25 protein-coding genes are annotated in these 26,698 nt (G+C 66.1%); 9 read left to right on the top strand and 16 right to left on the bottom strand.

Annotation, left to right across the window (positions count from 1 at the left end; genetic code table 11):
* Positions 1–122 precede the first annotated feature (122 nt).
* The 5 genes from O3669_RS03265 to O3669_RS03245 form a co-directional block, all read right to left on the bottom strand.
* Positions 123–1,562 carry a ubiquitin-like domain-containing protein gene (locus tag O3669_RS03265; RefSeq protein ID WP_295918874.1) on the bottom strand — a complete coding sequence of 480 codons (1,440 nt, stop codon included), beginning with the start codon at positions 1,560–1,562 and terminating at the stop codon, positions 123–125.
* Positions 1,563–1,659: 97 nt separating this feature from the next.
* Positions 1,660–2,850 carry a transglycosylase family protein gene (locus tag O3669_RS03260; RefSeq protein ID WP_371523622.1) on the bottom strand — a complete coding sequence of 397 codons (1,191 nt, stop codon included), beginning with the start codon at positions 2,848–2,850 and terminating at the stop codon, positions 1,660–1,662.
* 237 nt (positions 2,851–3,087) lie between these two features.
* Positions 3,088–4,002: a TatD family hydrolase gene (locus tag O3669_RS03255; protein ID WP_371523621.1), complete on the bottom strand. Its 915-nt coding sequence runs from the start codon at positions 4,000–4,002 to the stop codon at positions 3,088–3,090.
* 48 nt (positions 4,003–4,050) lie between these two features.
* Positions 4,051–4,635, bottom strand: a complete 585-nt coding sequence (locus tag O3669_RS03250; RefSeq protein ID WP_371523619.1) for a DJ-1 family glyoxalase III — start codon at positions 4,633–4,635, stop codon at positions 4,051–4,053.
* A 110-nt stretch (positions 4,636–4,745) separates the two neighbouring features.
* Positions 4,746–8,171, bottom strand: a complete 3,426-nt coding sequence (locus tag O3669_RS03245; RefSeq protein WP_371523618.1) for an ATP-binding cassette domain-containing protein — start codon at positions 8,169–8,171, stop codon at positions 4,746–4,748.
* A gap of 218 nt (positions 8,172–8,389) precedes the next feature.
* Here O3669_RS03245 and O3669_RS03240 point away from each other — a divergent pair, with 218 nt between their 5' ends.
* Positions 8,390–8,962, top strand: coding sequence for an N-acetyltransferase (locus O3669_RS03240; protein WP_315281013.1), 573 nt, complete (start codon positions 8,390–8,392; stop codon positions 8,960–8,962).
* A gap of 82 nt (positions 8,963–9,044) precedes the next feature.
* On the opposite strand, the gene O3669_RS03235 is transcribed toward O3669_RS03240, so the two are convergent.
* Positions 9,045–11,024, bottom strand: a complete 1,980-nt coding sequence (locus O3669_RS03235) for a cation:proton antiporter (RefSeq protein WP_371523697.1) — start codon at positions 11,022–11,024, stop codon at positions 9,045–9,047.
* Positions 11,025–11,238: 214 nt separating this feature from the next.
* Between O3669_RS03235 and O3669_RS03230 the strand changes: the two genes are divergently transcribed.
* Together O3669_RS03230 and O3669_RS03225 are read left to right on the top strand one after the other, a co-directional pair.
* Positions 11,239–11,832, top strand: a complete 594-nt coding sequence (locus O3669_RS03230) for a protoglobin domain-containing protein (RefSeq protein WP_009055343.1) — start codon at positions 11,239–11,241, stop codon at positions 11,830–11,832.
* On the top strand, positions 11,801–12,427 hold the full coding sequence (locus O3669_RS03225) for a methylated-DNA--[protein]-cysteine S-methyltransferase (protein WP_371523617.1): 627 nt from the start codon (positions 11,801–11,803) through the stop codon (positions 12,425–12,427). Before O3669_RS03230 ends, O3669_RS03225 begins: the two co-directional genes overlap by 32 nt.
* Before the next feature lie 54 nt (positions 12,428–12,481).
* On the opposite strand, the gene O3669_RS03220 is transcribed toward O3669_RS03225, so the two are convergent.
* Complete coding sequence (locus O3669_RS03220) at positions 12,482–13,765, bottom strand: hypothetical protein (RefSeq protein WP_371523615.1); 1,284 nt, start codon at positions 13,763–13,765, stop codon at positions 12,482–12,484.
* A gap of 434 nt (positions 13,766–14,199) precedes the next feature.
* Here O3669_RS03220 and O3669_RS03215 point away from each other — a divergent pair, with 434 nt between their 5' ends.
* Positions 14,200–14,463 carry a type II toxin-antitoxin system Phd/YefM family antitoxin gene (locus tag O3669_RS03215; RefSeq protein WP_276739028.1) on the top strand — a complete coding sequence of 88 codons (264 nt, stop codon included), beginning with the start codon at positions 14,200–14,202 and terminating at the stop codon, positions 14,461–14,463.
* A gap of 19 nt (positions 14,464–14,482) precedes the next feature.
* On the opposite strand, the gene O3669_RS03210 is transcribed toward O3669_RS03215, so the two are convergent.
* From O3669_RS03210 to O3669_RS03190, 5 genes are all read right to left on the bottom strand, one after another.
* On the bottom strand, positions 14,483–15,205 hold the full coding sequence (locus O3669_RS03210) for a nitroreductase (RefSeq protein ID WP_371523614.1): 723 nt from the start codon (positions 15,203–15,205) through the stop codon (positions 14,483–14,485).
* An 87-nt stretch (positions 15,206–15,292) separates the two neighbouring features.
* On the bottom strand, positions 15,293–16,042 hold the full coding sequence (locus O3669_RS03205; RefSeq protein WP_371523613.1) for a Fic family protein: 750 nt from the start codon (positions 16,040–16,042) through the stop codon (positions 15,293–15,295).
* A gap of 124 nt (positions 16,043–16,166) precedes the next feature.
* Complete coding sequence (locus O3669_RS03200; protein ID WP_371523612.1) at positions 16,167–16,736, bottom strand: hypothetical protein; 570 nt, start codon at positions 16,734–16,736, stop codon at positions 16,167–16,169.
* The gene (locus O3669_RS03195; RefSeq protein ID WP_371523696.1) at positions 16,733–16,843 is read right to left on the bottom strand and encodes a hypothetical protein; all 111 of its coding nucleotides are present in this window, start codon (positions 16,841–16,843) and stop codon (positions 16,733–16,735) included. The genes O3669_RS03200 and O3669_RS03195 overlap by 4 nt, the downstream gene beginning before the upstream one ends.
* Before the next feature lie 53 nt (positions 16,844–16,896).
* Positions 16,897–17,166: a type II toxin-antitoxin system RelB/DinJ family antitoxin gene (locus tag O3669_RS03190; protein ID WP_295920048.1), complete on the bottom strand. Its 270-nt coding sequence runs from the start codon at positions 17,164–17,166 to the stop codon at positions 16,897–16,899.
* 82 nt (positions 17,167–17,248) lie between these two features.
* On the opposite strand from O3669_RS03190, the gene O3669_RS03185 reads away from it, so the two are divergent.
* Positions 17,249–18,070, top strand: a complete 822-nt coding sequence (locus O3669_RS03185; RefSeq protein WP_371523611.1) for a class I SAM-dependent methyltransferase — start codon at positions 17,249–17,251, stop codon at positions 18,068–18,070.
* Positions 18,071–18,094: 24 nt separating this feature from the next.
* Here O3669_RS03185 and arfB read toward each other — a convergent pair whose 3' ends face one another.
* Together arfB and O3669_RS03175 are read right to left on the bottom strand one after the other, a co-directional pair.
* Positions 18,095–18,535: an alternative ribosome rescue aminoacyl-tRNA hydrolase ArfB gene (gene arfB / locus O3669_RS03180; protein ID WP_314768268.1), complete on the bottom strand. Its 441-nt coding sequence runs from the start codon at positions 18,533–18,535 to the stop codon at positions 18,095–18,097.
* 126 nt (positions 18,536–18,661) lie between these two features.
* Complete coding sequence (locus tag O3669_RS03175) at positions 18,662–19,261, bottom strand: uracil-DNA glycosylase family protein (RefSeq protein WP_371523610.1); 600 nt, start codon at positions 19,259–19,261, stop codon at positions 18,662–18,664.
* A gap of 331 nt (positions 19,262–19,592) precedes the next feature.
* Here O3669_RS03175 and O3669_RS03170 point away from each other — a divergent pair, with 331 nt between their 5' ends.
* The gene (locus O3669_RS03170) at positions 19,593–20,612 is read left to right on the top strand and encodes an alpha/beta hydrolase (RefSeq protein ID WP_371523609.1); all 1,020 of its coding nucleotides are present in this window, start codon (positions 19,593–19,595) and stop codon (positions 20,610–20,612) included.
* A gap of 97 nt (positions 20,613–20,709) precedes the next feature.
* On the opposite strand, the gene hemQ is transcribed toward O3669_RS03170, so the two are convergent.
* Positions 20,710–22,914, bottom strand: a complete 2,205-nt coding sequence (gene hemQ / locus O3669_RS03165; RefSeq protein ID WP_371523608.1) for a hydrogen peroxide-dependent heme synthase — start codon at positions 22,912–22,914, stop codon at positions 20,710–20,712.
* 203 nt (positions 22,915–23,117) lie between these two features.
* Here hemQ and O3669_RS03160 point away from each other — a divergent pair, with 203 nt between their 5' ends.
* From O3669_RS03160 to O3669_RS03150, 3 genes are read left to right on the top strand one after another with little or no spacing between them, the layout of a single operon-like run.
* Complete coding sequence (locus O3669_RS03160; RefSeq protein WP_371523606.1) at positions 23,118–24,041, top strand: ABC transporter ATP-binding protein; 924 nt, start codon at positions 23,118–23,120, stop codon at positions 24,039–24,041.
* Positions 24,028–24,789, top strand: coding sequence for an ABC transporter permease (locus tag O3669_RS03155; RefSeq protein WP_371523605.1), 762 nt, complete (start codon positions 24,028–24,030; stop codon positions 24,787–24,789). Before O3669_RS03160 ends, O3669_RS03155 begins: the two co-directional genes overlap by 14 nt.
* A 22-nt stretch (positions 24,790–24,811) precedes the next feature.
* Positions 24,812–25,528 (top strand): TetR/AcrR family transcriptional regulator, encoded by a 717-nt coding sequence (locus tag O3669_RS03150; protein ID WP_371523603.1) that lies wholly within the window; start codon positions 24,812–24,814, stop codon positions 25,526–25,528.
* On the opposite strand, the gene O3669_RS03145 is transcribed toward O3669_RS03150, so the two are convergent.
* The gene (locus tag O3669_RS03145) at positions 25,525–26,661 is read right to left on the bottom strand and encodes a glycosyltransferase (RefSeq protein WP_371523695.1); all 1,137 of its coding nucleotides are present in this window, start codon (positions 26,659–26,661) and stop codon (positions 25,525–25,527) included. The genes O3669_RS03150 and O3669_RS03145 overlap by 4 nt on opposite strands.
* Positions 26,662–26,698: the final 37 nt, after the last annotated feature.

Below are 26,698 nucleotides of genomic sequence, written 5' to 3'. Positions count from 1 at the left end.
AGCCGCCACACCAGCGCGCCCACAAGCACAACCACCACGCCAGCACAACTCCACCCGCACACCGACAAAAGGGGCGGGGCTGGCAACCATCGTTGCCAGCCCCGCCCGAAAAGCGTCAGACCTCAGTACCAGCCCACCGCGTTGGAGTGCGCCCACGCGGAGCAGGGCGTGCCGTAGCGGCCCTTGATGTAGCCGATACCCCAGTTGATCTGGGTGATCGGGTTGGTACGCCAGTCGGCGCCCGCAGAGGCCATCTTGGAGCCCGGCAGCGCCTGCGGGATACCGTACGCGCCCGAGGAGGAGTTCTCGGCGTAGGGGTTCCACTGCGATTCGCGGTTCCACAGCAGCACGAGGCACTGGTACTCGCTGTCGCTCCAGCCCTGGGCCGCGACAAGCGGCTTGGCCAGGGAGCGCGGGTCCTCGCCGGAGTAGGTTGTCGGGACGGCGCCAGCCTCGGCGGCTGCGGCCGCAGCAGCGGCTGCCGTGGCCTGATCGGCGTTCTTCGCTTCGCCGGTGATCTCGGCGATCTCTTCCTTCGTGGAGATCGAGCCCAGCTTCGCGCGGTAGCGCACGGAGGTGGTGCCATCGGACTCGGTCTTCTCCTCGAGCGTGGCCTTGGGGTCGATGCCGGCGGCGACGAGGGCGGTCGGCGTTGCCTCCTTCGTGCCCTCGCTACGCACTTGGGTGACGGGCTGGGAGGTGGAGTGCTCGGTGATCGGCACGGAGGTCAGGACCTGGTCGCCATCCTTCTCCTGCCACACCGTCCAGGTCGTCACGCCGTTGACGCCGGTCGTGGTCACCTGGGATTCGCCGACGAACATGTCGGAGCTGGTCGTCGTGGTCTCGCTAAAGGGAATGTCGACGGTCTCGGTGGCCTGGCCGCGCGTCACGCGGCTCACGGTGATCGCCAGCTCGCCGGTGGCGTCGTTCTCGACGGTCACACGGTCAAGGGCGTGAACCGACACGCCAGCGGCCTCAAGGATGCCGCGCGCATCCTGTCCGGGGCGCACGGCGACTTCGCGCGTGGTGCCGTCGGCGTTCACGATGACGTTGCGGGCGCGGGACACCAGCGGGGTGAGCTCGTCGCGGGAGGCGGAGCGGTCGGCGGCCAGCGTGACCGTCGTACCCAGGGGCGCGGCGTCCGCGAGGATGCTGTCGGCAGAGGCGGCCGTGGTCCACAGGGTGCGGGGCTCACCGTCCACGGTCACCGTGTAGGCCTTAGAGGTGCGCACAACGATCGTGTCACCCTCGCGCACGGTCTCCGCCACGCCGGGCTGGACCAGGTCGCCGCTGCCGACGCTCACGTTGGCAACCTTGAGCGCGTCGGCGACGGTGTTGCCCCATGCGGTGACGGGACGGGACACGCCGTTGACTTCAAGCATGACGGTGGTATGCGAGGATGCCACGCCCACGCCGGCGATTCCCAGGACGCCGACGGAGGCCAGGGCCGCGACGCCCAGAACGACGCGCGGCGAGGGGGCAAAAGCACGCACGTGTCCGCCGAGGACATGCAGGGCACTGGCAGCGGAGGCGCTCAGCGAGTTGCTCAGGTGGTGGCTCACGATACTCCCGGTTACTCGATATTGGTTCTACTGGTCAGCTTAGCGTGAGAGCCCCGGGAAACGCTAGAACAGTAGCGTTACCGGGGCTAACGTCACGTTAGACAAGGCCGAGCTTGTAGGCGCAGCCCCACTGGCCCCAGCCCGCGCGCTGCTGGAGCATACGCGCGCGCATGGTCTGCTCCTCAGCCGAGGCGTCGGAGGGCAGGCCGGTGCCGCCCACGGACTGCCAGGTCGGCAGGGAGAACTGGTACATGCCGTAGTAGCCGTTGCCCGTGTTGGTCGTCGGGTTGCCACCGGACTCGCACTGGGCGATAGCCGCCCAGATCGAGGCGTCGTCGCCGGAAACGGCAGCCGAGCCACCCGAGGATGAGGAGGAGCCGGAGGAGGACGAGCCGGAGGAGGACGAGGAGGAGCCGGAGGACGACGAGGAGGAATCGGTGTTTTGCTGAGTCTCTTCGGCCTTCTTCTTTTCCTTGGTACCCTTGGAGACGATGCGGGTCGTGGGCTCGGTGCGGGTCGTGGCCAGGACTGCGGAGACGGTCACGTTGCCGTCAATGGTCTCCTGGTAGGCCTCGGTGACCTCGGAGCCGACGACGCCTTCCTGCACGACGGTCTCGGTGCCTTCCTCGGCCTCGGGGTCTTCACGCTCTTCGGTCTCGAAGGGGATCTCGGTCGTCGTGGACACGGAGCCGCGCACGACGCGCGAGACGCGCAGGGTGGCCTCGCCGCCGCTGTTCTCCAGGATCAAACGGTCGATCGGACCGGCGGAGATGCCAGCCTTGTCCAGGATCGCGGTGGTGCCCTCGTCGGCGGAGGCAACGACGTCGGTAGTCGTGCCGTCGGCGACGACGTGGATGGTCTGGCCTGCTTCACCCAGGGGCATTTCGGTGCGCGTGTAGGAGCGGTCGGCCGCCATCGACGAGGCCTGGGCGGGCAGTGCGTTCAGGACGCCGCTGACGGTCGAGGCCGTGGACCACGCGGTGGTCGCGGTGCCGTCGACGGTCACGGTGTATTCGGTTGCGGTGCGCACGACGACCGTGTCGCCGTTCGAGACGGACTGGTCGGAGGCGGGGGCGACGAGGTCGTGGGCACCCACGCTCACGCCCGCGGTACTCAGGGCGTCGCCCGCTGTGGTGAAGAATCCGGACACGTCGCGGCTCACGCCGTCCACCTCGACGGTGACGTGGCGGTACGAGGTACCGATGGCTGCGGCACCAGCGCCGGCCACGAGGAGGGCCGTCGCAGTGGCGACGGAGATGACGGTTGTGCGGGAGGGCTTAACGCTCACGGGGCTCCAGACTTCGTAGTTTCCGGCTCCGTTACCTCTGCGGTGTCCTTCACCACTCGGGGCGTCGGATTATCTCGCGTGGGTGCCCGGAACCGGACTGACACCCCAACCGTAACCAATTTGTTACCGTTTCGCGAGTACTTTTGATGCACCTCACGCGTGCGTGCGCGCATCCCGCTGCCCGGCCACGGCCTCGTCAACGAGCGTCATTCCGGGCCTGCGCAGAACCGGCGCGACTCACCACCAGGACCCGTACACGGCCTCGGTGTTCGCACGCAGCTGATCACAGGCGGTTTCCTCCGTGACGTCCCACAGCTGCGCGATGAAGCGCACGGTGTGGGCCATGACGTAGGAGGCGTTGGGGCAGCCGCGCCACGGGATGGGTGTCAAGTAGGGGGCGTCGGTTTCCACCAGCACGAGCTCGCGAGGCAGCGCGGCCAGGGCGTCGCGCAGGTCGGAGTTCGCCGGGTAGGTGATGGGTCCCGCGAAGGACGCGTACCAGCCGCGCTCGGCGAGGCGCTGGGCCATCGCCGCGTCCCCCGAGTAGCAGTGGAAGACGATGCGCTGATCCGGCGTCGCGCACTCGTCGAGGATCGCCAGGGTGTCCTCGTGCGCCTCGCGGTCGTGGATTTGCAGCGGCAAGCCAGCGCGCGCAGCCATCTCGATGTGCGCGCGGAAAGACTCCTTCTGCGCCTGACGTCCCGGGTCCGCGGTGCGGAAATAGTCCAGGCCGCTCTCCCCCACCGCGACGACCATCGGGTCGCCCAGGCGCGCCTCGACGGCGGCCAGCGCCTCGTCGAGGGGCACGTGATGCTCGCGCACCTTCGGGGTCAGGCCGTCGGGCGAAGGGTCGGCGCAGCCCGCGTGCAGCGCCGCCTCGTTCGGGTGGATCGCCAGGGCGACGCGCACCCCCTCGTGGATGTGAGCCAGCTCGATCATCGGGTCGAAGTCGGGCAGCTCGCAGGCGCTCGAAATGAACGCGGTCACGCCGACCTGGCGGGCACGATCCAGCTGGTCCTCGAGGCTGAGCGCCACGCCCTCGCGTCGGGGGATCTCGCCGACGTGGGTGGGCAGGTGCGTGTGGTTGTCCACCACGGGCGCCGCCAGGGGCGCGGGCGCGTCGGGCCAGGGACGAGGCTTACGCGGGCTCATGCGGGAGTCGTGACCTTTCGGGAGGGATGAGGAACGAGGCGGGGCGCGTCAGCGGGCGAGCACGACGCCGCGGGCAACCTCGTCAACAACCTCGTCGCCGAGGAGGTAGCGCACGATCTCGAGGCCGAGCTCCAGGGAGGTGCCAGCGCCGCGGCTGGTGATGATGAACTCGTCGACGACGACCGGATTCTCGTGGACGATCGCGCCGCCGGCGGCGATGGCCTTGACGAAGGCGGGGTTGGCGGTGGCGTGGCGGCCCTCGAGGACGCCGAGCTCGGCCAGGATTGAGGGGGCGGCGCAGATCGCGGCGACGGGCTGGCCCGCATCGGCTCGGCGCAGCACCTCGGTCTGGATCGCTGGCGTGGCCTTCAGGCCCAGGGTGCCCGGCATGCCGCCGGGCAGGAAGAGAAGGGTGTAGGCGGACAGGTCCACATCCTCGAGCATGAGGTCGGCGACGACGCGGATGCCGTGCGAGCTGGTCACGTGACGCGCGTCGGTGACGGAGATCAGGTCAGAGCGCACTCCCGCGCGGTACAGTACGTCGGCGACGGCCAGGGCCTCGACTTCTTCGAAGCCGTCGGCCAGCATGATGGCGACGGTGGCGTCGGTGGCAAGATTCTCGGGAGTGGGCATAATTCCTCTTTTCTCATCGATCGCGGCGGGCGTTACCCCCAGGTTAGCGCAGCCGCGCCCACCCCGTGAGCGCACCACGGCCTCGTCCGTGGGGGCCGAGGCCGTGGTTCTTACTCGGATCGCAGCGCCTCGACGGGGTCCTGACGCGAGGCGCGCGCGGCCGGGATGATGCCGGCGACGACGGTCAGGCCGACGGACACGGCCACCAGCACCAGAGCGGTGACCGGCGAGAGCTGCGCGATGTTCTCCACGTTAAAGGAGGAGTAGGCGATCGAGTTGGCGATGGCGCACAGCCCGTAGGTCACGCCCACGCCGATCGCGCCGGCGAGGAAGCCCTCGATGACGGTTTCCGCGTTGAACACTCGGGACACGTCGCCCTTGGAGGCGCCGATCGAGCGAAGGATGCCGATCTCCTTGCGGCGCTCGAGCACCGAAATGTAGGTGATGATCGAGATCATGATCGAGGAGACCACGAGCGAGATGGACACGAAGGCGATGAGCAGCCACGAGATGATGTCGACGATCTTGGTCACCGAGCTCATGAGGGTGCCCATGACGTCGGAGTAGGTGATGACCTTGTCGGAGGCGCCGGCCGCCTCGTTGTCCTTGTTGTAGGTGTCCAGCGCCGTCTTGACTTTGTCCTTGTCCGCGAAGGACTTGGGGTAGATCGAGATGTTGGAGGGCGAGGCGATGTCCGCCCAGCCGAGGTTACGCAGGTTCGCCTCCAGGCTCGGCACGTTCGTGGAGAACATGGTCGCCATGAGCGCCGCGAGGGATTTCTCGTCCACGTTAGACTTGAAGGCCTCGGCAAAGGCGTTCGGGTCCATCGAGAAAGCGCTGGACATGTTGGCCGCGAACTGGTCCATGACCGTGCCGATCTGCGTGCTGATCGCGCCGGAGAGCTGCGTCATCATCTGGGTCATCGCGGTCGTCATCGCCTCTTGCATGACCGCCCCGATGGCTGCGCCCACGCCCTGCGTGAGGGTCGCGCCCAGCTGCGTCGCGATCTGCGTGGAGATGGCGTTCATGACCTGGGTGGAGATGTCGGTGCCGATCTTTGCCAGGGCCGGGTCGTCCCCGATGGCCTTGATCAGGTTGGCGCTGAGCTTGTCGGCGTCCACGACCTGGTCGGAGGTCACCGCCGTGCGGATCTTCTCGAGGACCTCGGGTTGGGTGAAGTAGTTCGAGGCCAGGGTCGCGAAGTCGGTCGTGCCGCCTTCTTCGATCTGCTTCTGAGCGTACTCCTGGAAGCCCTGCGCGATCTCGCTGGCCTGGGTGGCCAGGTAGTCGCCGGCCCCGTCCTTCACGGCGCCATCCGCGAGCGCGGAGGTGATGATCGCGCTGAAGTCGACGTCGGCGAGCTGTGGCAGGTCCTTGGTGAGGTCACCCAGGTTGAGGGAGGACAGGTCGAAGGCCGGGCCGGACTGGGCGCCCGACTGCGGGGCGACGGCGGACAGGTCGATGTTGGACAGGTCGAGGCTGGATAGGTCCATGCCCGACATGTCGAGGGTGGAGAAGTCGATGCTGGACAGGTCCATGCCGGAAAAGTCCATGGCCGACAGGTCCATCTGCATCTTGTCGGGGTCGATCTGGAAGGCGGCCGACAGCTTGGTTTCGTCGACCGTGAACAGGGAGGACATGTCGAAGCCGCCGGACTGACTCTTCTGGTTGTCCGCCAGTTCCTTGAAGGTCTTGCCGGTGAAGACGTCGACGTCGGGTTTGGCGCGCTGGGCCTTGACGATGGGGCTGGCCGAGGCCTCCTCGATCATCTGGTAGGTCAGCGCGGGGGTGTAGGCGATGCCCTGGCGCAGGGAGCCGCCCTTGTCGGAGTTGGGCTTGACGATGCCCGAGATGGTCAGTTCCTGGCCGCCGTCCACGAGCTTCTTCATGTAGTCAGCATCGTTGGAGCGGTCGGTCCACACCTTGTAGGTCTCGTCCCACGTGTACTTGTCGAAGGCGTTGATGCGTCGGAAGGTGGTCCCCAGGATCGTCGTGTAGTCGTAGGTGGCGTCACTGGCTCCGGATTGGAGACCCGACTGCGCACTGGACTGGGCGTTGCCGCCGAGCGTCCCCTGGTAGTACTTGCGCATCAGGTCGTCGAATTCCTTATGGTCTTTCAGGCCCAGCGTGTACTCGAAGATGTTGGGCATGTTGCCGTCCTCGTCCAGGACCAGGACGACCTCGTTGGCGCCTTTCGGCCAGGCGCCTGCGACCACATTGTAGGAGGAGGTGTACAGAGTGGACGTGGCGGGCATCTGGTAGAAGGCGTTGGTGACCATCATCGATCCGAAAGCACCCGCGCCAAAACCCGTTTCCATCTGCTTCATGGACTGGTCGGGGCTGACCTGGACGGTCGCCTTGGTGGTGTCGGACTGGTAGATCTGGGGGACAACGTCGTAGTCGTATTCGATGGCGTTGGTCATCGTCTCGATGCCGCCGCCGTTGTTGTCCAGGAAGACCTTGAGGGAGGCCAGGTCGTTGGTCTTCGCGTCGCGGATGGTGTCCGCGAAGGTGCGCATGTCGGACACGCCCACCTTCCCGTCGGGCGCGGTTTTCGCCTTTGCGGAGTCCGAGGCCGACACGGAGAGCGCGGCGGTCATGTCGACGCCGCTCTTTTGGATCGTCAGCGGGTAGGACCCAAGGGTTTCCTCTTCCGTCTTTTGGATGTAGGCATTCGTCCCGCTGGCCAGGGCCAGGATGGCGGCGATGCCGATGATGCCGATGGACCCCGCGAAGGAGGTCATGAGGGTGCGGCCCTTCTTGGTCATCAGGTTGTTGGCGGACAGGGACAGGGCGGTCAGGAAGCCCATGGAGGTGCGCCGTGCGGGCTTGGCGGTGCGCTGGTCCTCGACGGTGGGCACGAAGGGGTCGGAGTCGGCGACGATGCTTCCGTCGGCCAGCTCGACGATGCGTGTGGCGTACTGGTGGGCCAGCTCGGGGTTGTGCGTGACCATGATGACGAGGCGGTCGCGGGCGACGTCGCGCAGCAGGTCCATGACCTGAACGCTGGTCTTGGAGTCGAGGGCGCCGGTGGGTTCGTCCGCGAGGAGGATCTCGGGGTCATTGATGAGGGCTCGCGCAATGGCGACGCGCTGCATCTGGCCACCCGACATCTGCGAGGGCTTCTTGTGGACGTGGTCGGCTAGGCCGACGCGAGTCAGGGCATCGAGGGCGCGCTTACGTCGTTCGGAGCGGGAGACGCCCGACAGGGTCAGGGCCAGCTCGACATTGGACAGGACGCTTTGGTGCGGGATCAGGTTGTAGGCCTGGAAGACGAAGCCGATGCGGTTGTTTCGGTACGCGTCCCAGTCGCGCGCCTTGTAATTCTTCGTGGAGATGCCGTCGATTACGAGGTCGCCGCTTTGGAAGCGGTCCAGGCCTCCGATGACGTTGAGCATCGTCGTCTTGCCGGAGCCCGACTGGCCCAGCACGGCGACAAATTCGTTGTCGCGGAAGGCCACGGAGACCTTGTTGAGTGCTACCTGCACGAGGTTGGCGGTCTGATAAGCCTTGACGATTTCCTTCAGCTCAAGCATGCGTCGTCCCTACGATTCGTCACTGTGTCTGCCTACAAGCGTAGCCGAGCGCTCCTTCCCGCAGATGATCTTTTGTCACGAGCGAACCCTGATTGTTCCCTTAGTAATCCCTGACGAGGGGGTGCGGGGCACCCCTGGGAGACGCGCAAAAACCGGCCCCGGCCTCGTTCATCGGGACGCCCGGGGAGCCCCGCATGACCCCTGGGTATCATGAGGGCATGACAGACCTCACCCGAATCCCCGTGCCCAACGAGGGGCCAATCACTGACAAAGTCAAGGAAATCTACGAGCGTTCCTTCCCTCCCGAGGAGCAGATCCCCCTTCCCGAACTGCTGCGCTCAGCCGAGGCACCCGAGGTGTCCTTCGTCGCCTGGGCCGACCCTGCCCTGCCCACGGACGAGGCCGGGGCAACCCACGTGGTCGCCCTGACGTACTCGTTCGCGTTCCATGACCTGTTCTACCTGGGCTTTCTCGCCGTTGATGGGCGCACGCGCAGCACGGGCTACGGCTCGCGCATCCTGACCTACTTCGCCGAGCGCTACGGGGATGTGCCGCAGCTGCTCGAAATCGAGCCGGTCGTGCGCGAGGCCGCGAACTACCAGCAGCGCGTGCGACGCCTGGCGTTCTACGAACGCAACGGTTTCACGGTGACGAACATGATCACCCACGAGGCCGACCAGACCTACCGGGTCCTGACTCGTAACGGGATCGTCACCCCGCAGCGGCTGGAGGAGGCCCTCAATTCGGTGACCGAGGATCCCGCCTACGCCTCGCGTGTGACGACCGACTGACGCCGCTTTCGGGGAGCGCTGCTCCCGCCGGGCCGCCCCTGTGCCGGGCGCGGCCCGCTTTCGCGCGCGGCCTGGACGCCTCTCAGTGCTCCGAGCCTCGGCTGGAGACCAGGAGGATTTCCTCGTTGTCGAGCCTGGCGAGCGCACCTTCGAGGGCGGCCGAGGAGAAGACTCCCTCGTCGCGGGCTTGCAGGAGGGCGTCGCGCTGGGCGTGGATGGCCTCAAGGGCGAGTTCGCGGATCTGCTCGCGGGTAAAGGAGCGCTCGACCTCCTCCTCGCTCATGTCGACCGTGTCGCGCTCCTCGTCGCCCACCCCATCGACGGTGTTCCCGCGGGCGACCGGTTCGTCACTCTCGTGCGGGGCTGCGAGGCGCTCGTCGTCACCGTACTCGGGGCATAGCCCGATGCGAGTGGCGCCAGCCTGGGCACCTGCATTGTGCAGGATGTCGGTGAGCACGCGGTCGGCCGTGCGCGCGATGCGGGCTCCCTCGGCCTCGTCGGTGGAGGAAACCGCGTGCCCCATGCGGGACAGCGTGCGCGAAACGCCTGCGGAGAGCAGCGTCTTGCCGTCGAGCTCGTGGATCGCCTGAGCGAGGGCCGTGTCCACCAGGGCGGATCCCATGACCGTCATGAGCTTGGCGTGTTCCTCCTGGGAGATGTCACCCGACGCCATCTGGGGTTTGACGATGCGGATCAAGCCGGGCAGTGTCAGGCCCTGGATGATGAGGGCACCGGCTGCGACGAACAGGGCAATCGTGAGCAGGAGCGGTCGCAGCGGAGCGTATGCCGAGATCGTCTGCGCGGCCGCCAGGGTGATCGCCCCGCGCATGCCCGCCCACACGATGACGCTGCCTTCGCGCGGGCCCAGCGGCTCGTTCGCAAAGTAGTCCAGGTCCGTGCCGCGCAGGGCGTTGCGGCGCTGACGCGAGTCGAGGCGGCGGCGGTAGTGCTTGATGGCCTTGTCCCAGTGCTCGGGGCTCAGGTCGCGGGCCTCGAGCATCTCGGCGTCGACCTCACAGGCCGCGTTCATGCGCTTCTCGAAGCGTTTGATGCTCTCGTTTTCGGCGTCGTAGCGGCGCTGGCGGTGCTTGCGCCGGTGGTCGAGCCAGGTCAGCATGAAGGCGATGAAGACCGCGCGCATCACCATGATGAGCGCGCCGAGCGTGACCGCCAGGAACGCGGCGAAGCCCAGGCCTCCCGAGTAATGGCTGGTTTCTTCAACGATGCCGAAGGCCTGCAGGCCCATCGTCAGGAAGATTCCGCCCTCCAGCAGGAGGGTTGCGGTCTCCCAGTTCTGCTGCGAGAAACGCCTGTTCATGGCTGAGATCGTGGCCGCTCGGCGCCGAGAGACGACCAGGCCGGCGATGACGGCCGCGACCAGGCCAGATCCGCCCAGGTGCTCAGCTGGGATCGAGGCAATGAAGGGCATGACGAAGGAGAAGACGGTGTCGGCGGAAGGGTCCTTGATGAGGGCGCGCAGGCGCACGCCGACTTCGCCGACGACCCATCCGATGGCGGCCGCGATACCGAGGGCGATCGCGACCTTGCCGATGAGCAGGCCCGGGTTGAGGGCGTGTTCGTCGGCAGCCAGGCCCGCACTCATCGCGGCAGAGAGCAGGACGAGCGAGGTCGCGTCGTTAAACAGCCCCTCGCCCTCGAGCACGGTGATGATGCGGTGGGAGACGCCGGAGCGTTTCGCAATCGAGATGGCGACCGCGTCCGTTGGGGACAGGACCGCGCCGAGCGCGACGCCCCAGGGAAGGGAGATCGGGGGGACCAGCCAGTTGATGACGAAGCCGACCGCGAAGGCAGAGAGGAACACCAGGGGGATCGCCAGCATGGCGACGGCCTGCATCTCGCGGCGGAAGTCCATGGTTGGCATGCGCACGGCCGCGGAGAAGAGCAGGGGCGGCAGCACCATCTCGAGGACGATGTGCGGCGCGATTTCGATGGCCCCCACCTGCGGAAGGAAGCCGATCGCCAGGCCGACGGCGAGGAGGATCAAGGGGGCTGCCACGCGCACCTTGGGCGCGACGAATTGACATGCAACGATGATGAGCATTCCGGCCAGGGCGATGAGAAGGGGATCCACAGGTTAATTGTATTGTGCGCAACCCCTCCAGCGCCGTTGCCACCTCACCACGGCGGCTACGCGCGCCGCGAACTCGCACGAACCACGCCCACCCAACTGCGCTCCATACCAGTCCCAGATGTCAAACAGACCCACACGATCAGAGCACGTTGTACAATCGACGCATCGTTTCAAGGAGGTTCTCATAACCGCTTACAACCACTCGTCGGGGTACACCTACGGCACCGATGCCGTCCCCACATCCCCGCTCACACTCGAGGATCTACGCCAGATCGAGGCCGCCGCACACGTCCAGCCCGGTGACGCAGAGCTGCTCTCACGAGCAGAACCCATCCTGGCGCCACACGCTATGGAAATGGTCGACACGTGGCGCGGAATTCTGGCTCAAAAGACGTATCTGGCAGCACATTCCGCGCACCCGGACGGGCAGCCAAACCCCGAGTACGCGCAGGCGTCAAAGCCGCGCTTCGCCCAGTGGATCATCGACATGTGCACGCGCGAGCGTGACCAGGCGTGGTTGGACTACCAGTACCTGATCGGCGCACGGCACATGTCCGCAGCGAAGAACGCGGCGGATGGGGCGGACTCGACACCATTCGTGCCCCTGCGCTACGTGCTCGCCTTCATCGCGCCCACTGTGGAGGTCGGTCACCGTCTCCTCGCGGAGGGCTTCGAGGGCGACGAACTGAGCGCCGTCCGCGATGCCTGGACTCGCGCTGTGACTGTCGCCGTGACAGTGTGGGCGTATGCCTACCGAGAGCACCCCGAGCAGTTCTGATCCGGCACTCGCCGCCTATCGCTGCCCCATCGGGCGCCTGACGCTGGCAGTGCGCGGCGGCGCGCTCGTGGGCCTGTGGGTGGCCGGGCAGCGCTTCTTCGGGTATCCCTTCGTCGTCGACGAGGCCGTGGCCGCTTCCGCGCAGTCGGTGTCCTGCCTCGATGGTTGCGGGCGCGACGCGGGCCTTGGAAGAGACGAGGACGCGGCCGCATTGGCTGCGGCCGCGTCCTGGTTGGACGACTATTTCGCCTGGCGGGTCCCCTCCCCCGCCCGCGTGCCGCTCTCGCCTATGGGCAGCGAGTTTCAGCTCCGCGTCTGGGAGGCCATGAGCGCCATTCCCTACGGGCACACAATGACCTACGGCCAGCTGGCGTCTCGCCTGCGCGAGGCCGGGGTCGCCGCGTCGGCGCGCGCAGTCGGCGGGGCGGTGGCGCGCAACCCGTTGCTCCTCATTCGTCCCTGCCACCGCGTGGTCGCATCTACCGGCCCGGGCGGCTATGCGGGAGGTGCCACCCTGAAACGTTGGTTCCTCGAGCGCGAGGCAGCCACGGCCTCGTCCCTTTCGCGAGTCAGACCCGCACCTGACCTGCCCTGATCGCCTCGGTCGCCGAAGCCTCGTCGACGGACTGCCCGGCGCGCGATCCGCGCGTTAGCGCTCACCCACGCCCTGCGCAACCAGGTCCGAGGGCAAGGCGTTGGGCTTACGATCGGCGATATCCTTGGCGATCGTGCTGGCATCGCGGCGCAGCTGCTTGGAGTCCGCAACCGACGCTCGGGAGAGCTCCCGGGCCTTTTCGCGATGCTCGTCCGTGTACTCCAGGTGATCGGCATGCTTGTGGACCAGGAGGCGAATGAGCTTGCGGCGCAGCTTCTCCTCGTGCGAGACGCCCGCGCGCTCACGCAACCAGCCCGCAGCCAGGACCACCAGGAGCGCGACGCCCAGCCAGCCGATGATCGGATACATGCCGCCGATCAGCTTCTTGAAGCCCATCAGCGAGGCCGCATACCCCAGCGCGACAACGCCCATGAGGACGACGCGCATGCGCTTTGTCGACCCACCCGAGAAACGACGCGCCGTCGCGAAGAAGAGCGAGAAGACCGTGTTGTAGATGAGCGCGAAAATGATGAGCGTGTAGACGAAGGCGAAGGCCGGGTGAATCATGCGCGCAATCTCGAGGGCCGGCACGTTGACGTCCCAGATGCGGTCCATGTTCAGGTAGAGGGCGAGGGCATCGCCGCCAATCACCAGGGCGATGATCGCGCCGCCGATACGGCCCGCGAGGCGAGCCTCGCGGATGCGCAGCACCGAGCCGCCCAGCACGAAGGCCATGCCGATACCGTTGACGACGCACAGCGCGAAGTAGTTGATCGCCGAGAACCACAGGTTCGGCAGAGCCGGGGTAACCTTCGTGGCGGTCGCATTCAGCTCGGCCACGCTCGGGTGCGGGGTCACCAGCGAGTAAATGACGAGAATGACGATCGCGATGACGATCATGGGCGTAAAGACGCCGATCACCTTCATGATTCGATCGAAATCCAGGAAGGCGGTGAGAATCACGAGGCCTGCGCACACGGCACTGCCAGCCCACGCGGGCAAACCGAATTGCTGCTCAAGGTTCGCGCCCGCGCCCGCGAGCATCACGAAGCCCATCGCGAAACCAGAAAAAACGAGCACCACATCAATGACACGGCGCACGGCAGGGTGAGTGATGCGTTCAAAAACTTCATCGTGGTGGCCGGAGCGGAAGTAGGAACCCAGCTGGAGGGCGACAACGCCGAAGATGATGTTGAGGACTCCCAGGGCGGCGATTCCAATCAATCCGGTGGCACCGAAGGAGAGGAAGTACTGGAGCAGGTCCTGGCCGCTGGCCAGGCCAGCGCCGACGATCACTCCCACATAAGCAAAGGCAACAGAGAGGTACTTTTTTGACATGGCGGTCCTTCCGATCGCAAACATGCACCGAGGGACGACCTAGTTCCTCGGCAAGCGCTGGTTTGACAGCGCCTGCCGCCATTCTATGCAGAAATACTTATAATTGATTAAAGATAGCCTTACTTAAGCTTGTACAAACGGGACTAAATACCTAACACTCAACCTAATCCCACGAAAACGGCGCTTTGAGATCTTGGTCTCAGTCGAGGTTGCAGGAACCTACCTGCCCCGATCCACGGGCGTCGAAGCCCCCTCACAGACAGAGAGGTACTTCTTGGACATGGGGTCCTTCCGATTGTGAACGTTTCACGAGGCCGAAGCCCCGTTTCACGGTAGACGCTCACCTGGGTGCCAGGTATGTCCGTGGGAAATTGTTCACGCCCAGGAAGGCTCATCCAGACACAGACGTGTACACAAGGTACTAAACTGACACTATGAACACACTTGCCACAACCCTATCGACTCGGGAGCTGCGCGCGAACCTCTCCGACGTCCTCGGACGAGCGTCCTACGGCGGCGAACGAATTGGTGTGACGAAAAACGGCCGCCTCACTGCGATCGTGATTGGCGTCGACGACTTGTTGGCCCTGGAAGAACTCGAGGATGCGCGCGATCTCGCGGCCTTCCGGGAGGCGGTGCGCAACGACGACGGGCAGCGCGTGAGCCTAGCCGACCTGCGCGCTGAACTCAACGACTAGCGATGTATCGCTCGTAGCGTTACTTGCCTTCGAGGAGCTGGATCGACGGGCGCGGCGCCTGCATCGAATTGATCGGCGCGTCCGGATCGGCGTAGCCGAGGGCGAAGCCGGTGATGAACTTGTAGCCTTCGGGGATCTCGAACTCCTCATCGACGGGGGCGCGCCAGGTGGCCAGGATGCCGACCGGGCACGAGTCGATGCCGCGCGACTTGGCGGACAGGAACAGGGTCTGAAGCATGAGGCCAGCGTCCATCGCGCTCCAGGGCAGCATGTCCTCGTGAACGAAGACAAAACCCATGACGGGCGCATCGAATGCCATGACATTGCGACGGTTGACGCGGTTACGCCCCTCAATGTCGGTGCGCTCCACGCCGTAGGTGCCATACAGGAGCTTCGCGACCTCGATCTGGGCGGGACGCAGCTCGTCTGGATAGCGCTTGCGCACCGGGAAGTCGCCATCCGGGACGGGAATCTCCACGTCGGGGTCGATGGCCTTGCGGGCGTGGGCCTCGATCTCCTCGTCAAACAGCTTCCCGAAGCGCTCACGCAGGCGCTGGGCGCGCGCACCGGACGCGATCGCGACGCGGAAAGCGCGTGTGTTCGACCAGGACGGCGCCGTCGTCGCGTCAGCGAGGATCGCGTCGATAACGCCAGCGGGCATCTCGCGATCCGTGAAGGCGCGGGTCGAGCGACGGGAGGCGGCCAGGTCAGAAAAAACGTTCTTCTCTTCGTTGAGTGTCATACACCCAGCCTAGCCCGGACCGACACCCCGATCCACCCGGCCCGCCTACCGGACGGCAACAATCCCTTCCTCGCCGACAACTGATGGCTAGTTAGCCGAACGCTCGTAGGGGACCCGGAAGTAATCGAGCATCACCGCGAAACGGTCCTGCGCACTCAGGCACGTATCCATGAGGAAACCATTCTCGTCACCCCACCTCTCCAGACCTCGGTAGTAGAAGGCCTTCAGATCGTCGGTGATGATGAACGGGAGGACTCCCGCGGCGAGGCACTGTTGAAGCATGAGGAGCCTACCAACCCGCCCGTTACCATCCTGGAAAGGATGGATGCGTTCGAAGCGCACATGCCAGTCCAGGATCTGCGCGAGAGAATCAACATCGTTGACGCACTCGAACAGAGGCCGCATATGCTCAGCAACATCAGCGGGCGCGCTCGTCTCACGCATTGCGACCTCGTTCGGCAGACGCTTGTAATCGCCGACCGCAAACCAATCAAGATCAGCCTGGATGCTCCCCTGCTTCAGTATGCGATGCAGATCCTTCACATATTCCTCGCCGATAGGAGTTCCGGCGCATTCGATGACGCGATCGATAGCGCGGAAGTGGTTCCGCGCCTCGATAATGTCATCGACTCTCAGGCCCTCGCCGCCAACAGTCGCCGTCTCGAAGATAAGACGGGTCTGTTCCTCGGACAGCTGAGAACCCTCGATGTGATTGGAGTTGTAGGTCATCTCCACCTGTAGGCGGTGGTAGACGCCCCCACGCACACCTGCATCTTTTTCGTCGCGAAGCCGCATCAGCAGCGCCGAACGACGCGCGCCGATCTCAGTTTCGCTCACGACAGGGCCTCCTTTTGCATGACATTATACGTGCAAGACCTCTCGTGAGGCTCTTAACAGTAGGCGCATCGAAGGACCAGCCCATGTCAACACACGACAACACAATCAACCGAGACTCGCAGGCCTATTGGAACAAGCGGGCCGCGACCTTTACCCGGTTCGCGACCGGCGAGTACGAGCGTTGGCTCATGGACCTTCTTGCGCTCATGGAGGGCGAGGAGGTCCTGGATATGGGCTGCGCGACGGGCACGCTCGCCGTCCCCCTCGCCCGCGCCGGGCACCGCGTCCACGGCTGCGACTTTGCCGAGGCCTCGACCGCCGGGGCGCCGATGCGCACGTACAGGTCATCCTCGAAAAGCGCCTCGAACTGGACCCCGAGCAGGCGCCCCTTGGCCAGGAGCGCGCCGTGCTGTTTCATCTGAGTGACGAACTGGCGGATCGACCCGCGCTCGGGGATCACCACGGCCTCGCCGAAGAGGGCGCCGCATTTGGTGCCGCCGACCAGGAAGTACACGTCCGCGTCGGGGACGGCGCAGGCGCCTCGGATCAGGTCGCGGGCGCGCTCGCAGTGCTCGTCGGTGCCATATCCGCTGGCCTGTTCCATGTTGGTGGCGACAAGGGCGTCGAGCACCCGGGCGTGCGCACCCTCCTGGTAATCGCTGGAAAAGTTAGGCAGCGCATAGGATGAATTCACGCGGCCATTCCGAGAGCATGATCCCGATGCACGACAGCAAGCTCCCGGCCTGCAGCCAACGTTCGAATAATCTCATCCAGACGATTCATGTCGAGCCCGCGCTTCATCGCACGCTTGTAGTCGCGCTTAAACTTCGTTGTCCAAACGACTTTCAGAGACACTAGCGCTTCAACTCCGCCAGAGCGTCTTCAACATCCATGGTCTCAACACCTGGATCAGAGGCCAGCTGCTCCGCTTCCAACATCGCCAAGACAGTCTCACGCTGCTGCTCATTCAGACGCAGATCGAAGGGCATTCCACCCACCCGCACGCTCTGACGCAGGAAAGCGTTCACAGCGGACGTCAGATTCATACCAAGCTCCGCGTAGATCGCTTCAACCTCACGCTTAAGATCTGCATCCATGCGCACACTAAAATTCACGGTTGCCATGCACAAACCTCCTTCTGCATGTCATTATACATACATAACCTCTATCAAGACATGCATGTAAGGCGCAGTGAAGGGCCCTCTCATGGCGACACACGACAGCACAATCAACCGAGACTCGCAGGCCTATTGGAACAAGCGGGCCACGACGTTCACGAGAGACGCGACCAGCGACTACGAGCGATGGCTCCTCGATCTGCTCGCGCTCGAAGCGGGCGAGGAGGTCCTGGATATGGGCTGCGCGACGGGCACACTCGCCGTCCCCCTCGCCCGGGCCGGGCACCGCGTCCACGGCTGCGACTTCGCCGAGGCGATGCTCGCGATCCTCGACGAGCGCGCAGCCGCAGAGCACCTGCCCATCACGTCCCACCTCCTGGCGTGGGAAGACGACTGGGAGGCGGCAGGTCTCGGCACCGACAGCGTCGACGTCGCCTTCGCCTCCCGTTCCCTCATGGCCGAGGCCGTGGGCCCCTTCGTCGCCAAGCTCGACTCTGCGGCCAGGTCCAGAGCGGCGGTCGTCGTGCCCGACAGCCTGCTCCCCTCCCGCGACCCGCGCCTGCTCACCTACCTGGGGCGCACGGCCAAGCGCCCACGCGTCGTCCGCGACGTGACCCGCGCACTCACATCCCTGGGGCGGATCCCGGTTGTCGCGACCACACGGACCTTCCGCCCGATGCGTCTTTCTTCCTTCGACGAGGCCCGCGCCGACCTGCGCCGCCTGGCCGGCCCGGAGCCGTTCACCGCGCGCGAGCAGCGACTCTTCGACGCCTACTCGGCCCAGCACATCGTGCGCCGGGCAGCCGAATCCCCGTCTGGGGAGACGTCGCAGATGTGGGTCCTCGACTACGCGTTGCCCGTCACCTGGGTGTTTATCGGCTGGCGCACCGACGGGAGCCCGTGGGGCTGACCCAGCCCAGGCCTCGTCCCTGTTTTAATCGGCGTCAGGGCGACGCCTGCGCGCCTTGACCTCCGAACGCCTCTTCTTGGCATCCAGGCGGCGCAGCTTCGAGGCGCGCGTCGGCTTCGTGGGGCGGCGAGGGGTGGGCGGAACCAGCGATGCGCGCAGGATCTCGCCGAGGCGTTCGCGCGCGGCGGCGCGGTTGCGGCGCTGGGAGCGGGTCTCGGCGGCGGTGACGGTCAGGACGGTGCCGACCAGGCGCTCCCTCAGTTCACACAGGGCGCGCTCACGCTGCTTCTCATTGAGGGCGCTCGTCGAGCCCAGGTCCAGGCTGAGTTGCACCCGCGAGTCCGCGGTGTTGACGCCCTGTCCGCCGGGGCCCGAGGCGTGCGAGAAACGCTCGACCAGCTCCGCCGCCGGCACGAGAAGGCCGCGCGGGCAACCGGGCCCGGGAGGGATGCGCAGATCATTCATGGGACCAGTGTGCCACCGGCGAGCCGCAGTGGAGCACCATACCCTGCCCCGCCCTCGTGAACCCGAGGGCGCTGAACGTACGTAGAAGCCGCCGTACATTTATACGTCGCCTCTTACGTATGACGGTCAGGCCAGGAGCGCGCAGACCCGGTCCTTGAGGTCGGGCAGCACGTCGGCGGCGAACCAGGGGTTCTTCTTCATCCACATCTGATTGCGCGGCGAGGGGTGTACCAGCGGGAAGTAGGTGGGCAGATACTGCTTGTAGTCGCGCACCACGTCGGTCAGCGAGGCCGAGGAGGGCAGGTGCAGGTAGCGCCTGGTCGCGTACGCGCCGACGAGGATCGTCATCTCCAGGTGCGGCATGAGCTCAAGCAGGCGCGGGTGCCATGTGTCGGCGAAGTCCTTGCGCGGAGGCAGGTCGCCGCTCTTTCCCGTGCCCGGGAAGTAGAAGTCCATGGGGACGATCGCAAGTTTGCCCGACTGATAGAACGTATCGCGGTCGATGCCCATCCAGTCGCGCAGCCGGTCACCGCTGCGGTCGTTCCACACGATGCCGGTTTCTTCGGCAACGCGCCCGGGCGCCTGGCCGACGATCATGATGCGACACTGCGGCCCCGCGTAGAACAACGGCTTCACGCCTCGCTTGGTGTACGAGGCGTTGGCCGGGTCTGCGGCGATCTCCTCGGCGATTGCGCGGACGGCCGGGTCGGTGATCTCAGGTGTCATACACCCAGGGTATGCCCACCCCGCGAGCACGCAACCCCCGGCGACTGGCAGGTCACATGCGGGTGGCCCCCAGCCCACCGGATCACCGGACAGATATTCGACTCTCCCCACATTCCGCACGTAATTCCCCAAGCAGCTATTTCAGCAAACCCCCACAATCCGCAGAATCTCAACGATCACAATTCAAAATATGAACGATCATCATAGGAATTACGTGCGAAATTGAGGGGGATGACGCGTGATCGGCCACACTGGCGAGGAGACACTGCCCCAACGGGCTTACAGTAACGGGCATGAAGCAAGCAGAGTCCATGCGCGCGAGGCGAGGACAGTGAAGACACGGTTGATTAGGCGTTCGTCGACAAGCTCAACCGCCTTTGTGGCGTCGGCCGCGCTCATGCTCTCCCTGCTTGGCCTCGCAGGCATTGCATCGATTGCGCTGGACCCCTCGGGGTTTGAGCAAAAGGACCCCTCCCCCATCGCCATTTCGGAGGATGCCGACCCCATCCCCGAGGCCGTGGCCGCCCTGCTGGACACAGCCTCGTCCCTGCACGGCACGATCGACACCGTCGCCTACCAGCAGGACTACCAGGGCACGACGTACAACAAGGAAGCCTTCGTCTACGTCCCCGACTCCTACTCTCCTGGTCACCCCGCAAACATTGTCTACCTGACGCACGGGTGGTGGGGCAACGCGGCGGGGCTTGCGGCCGGGGTCGCGCCGGTCGTCGACAAGCTGGAGGCTTCCGGCGAGGTCTCACCGACCATCGTCGTGTTCGCGACCTACTATCCGGATCGGTCGTTCGCGACCGACGACTACGAGGACGATTACACGCTTAATCGTTTCTTCGCGACGACCGAGATCGACACGCTGATCTCGACGGTCGAATCGCGGTACACGACGTTTGCGCGCGGTGACCTGTCCGACGCCTCGCTGCGGGCCTCGCGCAGGCACCGCGCGTTCGGCGGTTTCTCAATGGGCGCGACGACCACGTGGGACGTCTTTGCCCTGCGCCCGCAGTACTTCTACGGGTACATGCCGATGGCTGGCGAGTCCTGGATCGGGCGCGAGGAAGACGCCGACGAGGAGCGGATCGGGCAGCTGGTGACCGACGGGGCACTGCGCGCAGGCTACGGGCCGAGCGATTTCCGTATCCTCGCGTCGGTCGGCTCGGAAGACCCGGCGCTGTGGGACATGACCCCGCAGCTCGACGAACTCTACCAGGACTACCCCGACCTCATGACCGAGGACAGCCTGCAGGTGTGGATCGACGACGGTGAAGACCACTCCATGACCTCGGTCTGTAACCAGGTCGCGCACAACCTGCCGCTCCTGTTCCCCTCCACGTAGGAGACGCCTGACACACGGCGTGAGAGGGACGCACTGAACCCCGGCCTCGTTCCTTATCGCAGGGACGAGGCCGGGGCGAGCTCTTAGATAAGAACCCCTATGCGCGGGGCTGGCGCTCCGCCCACTCGCCGAGGCTCACGCGCGGGCCCGTGAAGAACGGGGTGTCCTCACGCACGTAGAGACGCGCCTCGGTGTAGCGCTGGGCGTGCATGACGCCCTCCAGGCGATCCAGGCTGTCTGCCTCGAACGCGAGCACCCACTCGTAGTCGGAGAAGCCGAAGGCGGACAGGGTCGAGCCCTTGACGTCCGGGTACTGCGCGAAGCCGTTGCGGCCGTGTTCGGCCATGATGCGGGCGCGCTCTTCGGGGGCCTTGAGATACCAGTCGTAGGAGCGCACGAAGGGGTAGACCATCGCCCAGTCGCGGGGCGCGACGCCGCCGAAGCAGGCGGGAATGTGGCGCTTGTTGAACTCGGCGGGGGTGTGCAGGCCCATGCACGACCACACGGGATCCAGGAACTTGCCGAGCGCGCTGGCGCGCAGGCGGTGGTAGGCGTCCTGCAGGACCTCGGGATCGTCGTCGAGCCACCACACCATCAGATCGGCCTCGGCGCGGAAGCCGGACACATCGTAGAAGCCGCGGATTTCCGCACCCGCGCCCTTCACGTAGTCCAGGGACTCGGCGATAATACGGCCGCGCTCGCCGTCGTCGGCGGGCAGGGACTCACCAAGCGCGAACACGGAGTAGAGGGCGTAGTGCTGCTTGTTGTTGACCTCGTCGAAGTCGACGTCCGTCGCGTCGCGCGGGTCAGTGACACGGGCGTGAGCGGCGTGGGAGTGGGGCGTCGCCTCGGTGCCCGCGTGGCGGGCCTGGTGGCGCGCGGCGTGCTCACCGACACGGTCCGGCACTCCCGCGGGATGTCCCGGGTTCTCCGGGTTCTGCTCGGGCGGCACGACGGCGTGGGGATGCGGGGTAGACATAGGGTCCTCCTGGGTTGGGGCTGGTTGACGGGCGGCTCGGGCGGGCGCGCCGGAAGAATGAGGGGCGGTACCGGGATGAGCGCTGGCGCCAGCGGACGAGGCGTAGCCGGGGCGTGCCGGGGAGAGGCAGCAGTCGCTCGGGCAGACGGTGTGGAAGGGGCCGGTGCCCGTCACGGTGACGCGCGCGAGATTCTCGCCTCGCGCCTGAGCCGCACGTTCTTCGAGCACGTCGACCAGGGAGGACACAAAGGCCGGATCCGTCGCGACGGTGTCGGCACGCTCGTAGGGGATCCCCAGGCGCGCAGCGGTCTCCTTCGCCTCGGTGTCGAGGTCGTAAACGACCTCCATGTGGTCGCAGATGAAGCCGATGGGGACGACAACAGTGCCGGTCAGCGGGTTCTCGTCGGCCGCGATCTCCTCGAGGAAATCGTTGATATCGGGTTCGAGCCAGCGGGCCTGCGGGGGTCCCGACCGCGAGCAATACACGAGGTCGTAGCCCAGATCCGCGCGCCCGAGGATACGCCTCAGCTCCGGCATGATCGCGTCGATAAGGGCGCGATGCTGGGCGACGTAGCTGATTTCGCTTGCCGGGGTTCCCGCTTGCGACGAGGCCCCACTCCCCTGCTGCTCGACGTGACCGCCCGAGGCCGCCGCGGCCTCGTCAGTTGAGGGACGGAAGGGGAAGGGCGAGGACCCCGCCTCCATGCTCACGGGGATGGAGTGGGTGACGAAGATCAGGCGAATCCCGGAGGTATCGACGCCGCGCGCCGCGAGCGCCTCCCACGCGCGCCGGATGGATGCGATCTGCGCGCTCGCCATGCCGGGGGTCGAGTAGTAGGGACGGACCTTATCCAGGATGATGTCGGCGTCGGGATTATCGGCGCTGTCCTCGGCGCCCAGGACGACGTCGCCCCACTTCTCGCGCAGGGCCTCCGCGGCCTCCGCGAGGTCTTCGCGGTACTGGCGGCATCCCGAGTACGAGGCGTAGGCGGAGGTAGGCAGGACAAGGATGCGCCGGGCACCCGCCCCCGCGAGCTCGTCGAGGCCTTCGGCAACAAAGGGGTGCCAGTTGCGATTTCCCCACCCGACGGGAATGTCGTGCCCGCGCCTGGCAAGCTCCGCGGACAAGTCGGCGATGAGGCGCTGGTTGCAGGCATTGATGGGCGAGACGCCGCCGAAGCGCTTGTAATGCGCGGCGACCTGAAGCAAGCGCTCGTCGGGGATTCCGCGACCGCGCGTCGCGTTGCGCATGAACGGCAGGACGTCGTCCGGACCGTTCGGGCCACCGTAGGACAGCAGCATGATCGCGTCGTAGGTATCCATACCTGGCACTTTCGCCCCTCCTTCAGGCCTCGAGCAGACAGTGTATGGCCGCTTGCCTCCCCCGCGCAGCGACAGATTGTCAGAAAAACACAGCAAATCAGCAGATTTCCCCGGCACACAACACCACCTTGCACACATAAGTTAACGCTGTTAACCTTGCTCATGACACAAAGTTAACAGCGTTAACCGATGGGAGAATCACCGTGTCACACCCACACGCTCCGGGCCTGGACGCCCGGGGAATCCACAAGAGCTACGGCACTCACGAGGTCCTGCGCGGGGTCGACCTGCGCGTCGAACCCGGTCAGGTCCTCGGCCTACTCGGACGAAACGGAGCGGGCAAGTCCACGCTCATCACGATCCTGTGCGGACTGCGTCGCGCCGACTCGGGGACCGCATCCATCTGCGGGCACCGCCCCGCATCCGCCGAGGCCGCGAGGTCAATCGGATACGCACCCCAGGAGCTGGGCATCTACCCCGACCTGAGCGTCGCCCAGAATCTGGCAGCCTTCGGCGAGTTGCACGGACTCGGCCGACGCGAGTCGGCCTCCCGCGCGGGCGAGGTCATGGACCTCCTCGGCCTCACAGAGAAACGAGGCCAGCGCGCCTCACACCTGTCGGGCGGACAGCAGCGCAGGCTCCACGCGGGAATGGCGATCATGCACCGCCCGCGCCTGGTGTTCATGGACGAGCCGACCGTCGGCGCGGACGTGGAGGCGCGCAGCCAGATCCTGCGCGCAGTCCGCCAGCTCGCGGACGACGGAGCGGCCGTCGTCTACACCTCGCACTACCTCGCCGAGTTCGAGGAGCTTGGCTCCGACATCGCGATCCTGAACGAGGGTCGCATCGTCGCGAGCGGCACGCTCGAAGAGATCGTCTCTCACCACGCGCGCGCCGAGGTCACGCTCGAGTTCGATCGCCCCATCCCTTCGATCGACGGGTGGAGCGCCGACGACAGGCGTCTCCAACTCATCGGGGACGAGGCCGACCCAGGTTCGCGGATCGGCGAAGCCTTGGCCTCGCCCGCCCTCGAAGGCGCGCGCCTGACGGACGTGCGCATCATGCAGGCGAGCCTGCACAACGCGTACCTGCAGATCATCAAGGAGAGTGACCATGTCGCAGCTTAAGCAACTCGGGGCAATGACCCGACTGAACATCCGCCTGCAGCTCACCGACCCGGCGCCCACGCTCATCCTGACGGTGATCCCCCTCGTCTTGATTCCCTTCATGATGCCGGCGTTCAAGTCGATGCTCCTGGCCGACGGCTACGCGGGCGTCACCGGTGCCGAACAGGCAGTGCCGTCAATCGCGATCCTCTTCTCGTTCCTGGCCGTGCAGAACATCATCAGTTCGTTCTTCAACGAGCGTTCGTGGGGCACGTGGGAGCGCCTCGAGGCCTCCCCCACCTCGCGCGCGTCCATTCTGACGGGCAAGGCGCTGGTTGCCTTCCTCATGCAGACCGTTCAGATCGCGGTTGTCCTCGCGCTCGGCGCTCTCGTCTTCGGGTATCGACCGACTGGTTCCCTCGTCGCGTTGGCCGCGATTCTCCTCAGTTTCTCGGCGGTTCTGTCGGCGCTTGGCGTCGCGCTCGCGCTGTGGTCACACAGCCGCGACGCGGCCCTGTCACTGTCGAACATTATCGGCATGCTGGCGGCCGGCATCGGCGGCTCCTTCTCCACGGTCTCCTCGTTCCCCGATTGGGCGCAGCACGCCGCGCGCCTGTCCCCCGCCTACTGGGCGATCACCGCGATTCACGAGGTGAGCCTGGACGGGGCGGAACTTGCCGACGTCGGGACGCGGATCGGCGTCCTGTGGGGTTTCTTCGCGGTGATCGCAGCGCTGGCACTGGTACAGTTCCGGTATCACAGGGAGTAACGTCCACCGAAGCGGAGAGTCCATGCCGTCGTCACGCCAGCGCGCGCTATCGCGAGAGATCATCTTGTCGACCGCGCTCGACCTGGTGGACGAGGAGGGGCTCTCCGCTTTGTCTCTGCGGTCTTTGGGAAAGCGTCTCGGCGTCTCCCAGGCCGCTTTTTATCGTCATTTCCCCGACAAGGCGGCCCTCCTGGAGGGCATTGCCGAGCAGGTCTGGCGACTCACGTTCGAGTCGTTCCTGGACCGCGTGGACGCAGGGGCGGTCGATTCAGCTTCGACGCCCACGCACGAGGCATCGGAGCCGACCGAGGGCACCCCGGCCTCGCCCCTGCTGACCTACATGCGCGCTTACGCGCATTGCCTGGCGGCGACGCTGCGCTCCCACCCGGGCGCAGTCATGCTGCTGCTCACGCACCCCATGTCGACGCCCGAGCAGCTGTCGCTCCTGGCGCGCGTGTTCGTGACGCTGGCCCGGCGCGGTTTCACGCCGAATGCGGACATGCTGGGGCTGGTCAACGCGGTGTCGATCTACACGACGGCGTTCGTCGCCGCCGAGGTCGTTCCGCCCGTGGGCGGCTCCCCCGAGCAGCCGGCCGACCTGTCGGCCGCGAGCGCCGCGCTCGACCCCGAGGACGCGCAGGCGCTGCGTCCGCTCATCGAGGATCTCCTGGACGGCCGCTACGACTTTAACGCCCAGTTTGAGCGGGGCCTGGAGGCGATCCTGCGCGGCTGGGCCTAGCTGACCAGCTTTTCGACCTCGCGCACAATGCGCTTGGTGCCGCCCAGAGAGGACAGTTCCGCGCGCAGCCCTCGGATCCCCGAGGTCAGGGCGGGTTCATCGACAATGATGCGTCGGGCAGCGCGCGCGATAAGCGCCGGCTGGGAAGCGCGCACGGTCAGGCCGCAGCGCGCGTTTTCCACGGCCTCGGCGTTGAATTGGCGTTCAAAGACGCGACCCGGGACGATCACCTGGGGGACGGCGTAGGACAGAGCGTCCATCATCGAGTTTTGCCCGCCGTGGTGCACGAAGACGCGGGCGCGCGGCAGGAGCTCAGCGACGTCGAAGTGGGGCGCGCAGGCTACCTCGTGGTCCCCCACGGCGTGGACGGCCTCGGACACGCCCGCGACGTAGACGCCGCATCCGAGGGCCTCGGCGAGTTCTCGCCCGGTGCGCACGGCCACGCCCTCGGGGACGCTGCCCGCGCCGAGGTAGACGAGCGCACAATCGCGAGGCGTGGCCGTCAGTACGGGCGGCTCGTCCAGGAACCCGCAGTAGACGGCCCGCTCCCCCGCCCGCGGCTCGAGGGTTGGGCAGCTTGGGATAAAGCGGCGCCGCATCCCCTCGAGGATCGTCAGGGACGAGGCCGGGGCGGGCATTCCCATCTCGCGCAGCAGGCGTCGAATCCCTGCGGATTTGCGCGGGTGGGAAGCGTAGGAGGGGGTCGTCGGCTGCGAGCCGCTGCCCACGCACGGGATGCCCTCGGCACGGGCGGCGATGACGGCGGCGAGGCTGAATTCCGAGTAGACGACGTCGGGGCAGATGGCACGCATGTGGGCGCGGAGCGCGTCGACGGCGGCGCGCGTGTAGCGCTCGTCGAGGGCACCGGTCAGCCAGAGGACTTCCTCGAAGCTGCGCACAGGCTTGCGACCCATGAGGCCGAGGCGTGAGGCCAGGGGGAAGGTGTGGCGCGCGATGGCCTCGGGAAGGCCGAGAGGCGAGGGCACCGGAATCTCAAGCGTCGGAGCGATGGGATTGACACAGTTGCCGTCGTCTCCCCACGCGAGCACGGCCTCATGGCCACCGTCGCGGAACACACGTGCGACGCGCTGCGCGCGCGACCACGGCCCGCCCATCCGTGAGCGGGCAACCATGGGAACGACGAAAACCTTCACGTGTCAAGGGTACGAC

Origin of the sequence: Pauljensenia sp. 20925_1_34 (assembly GCF_041432775.1) — a bacterium.
Taxonomy (GTDB): domain Bacteria; phylum Actinomycetota; class Actinomycetes; order Actinomycetales; family Actinomycetaceae; genus Pauljensenia.
The sequence above is the reverse complement of the archived record's forward strand: the minus strand, read 5'-3'. Positions and strand labels throughout refer to the sequence as shown.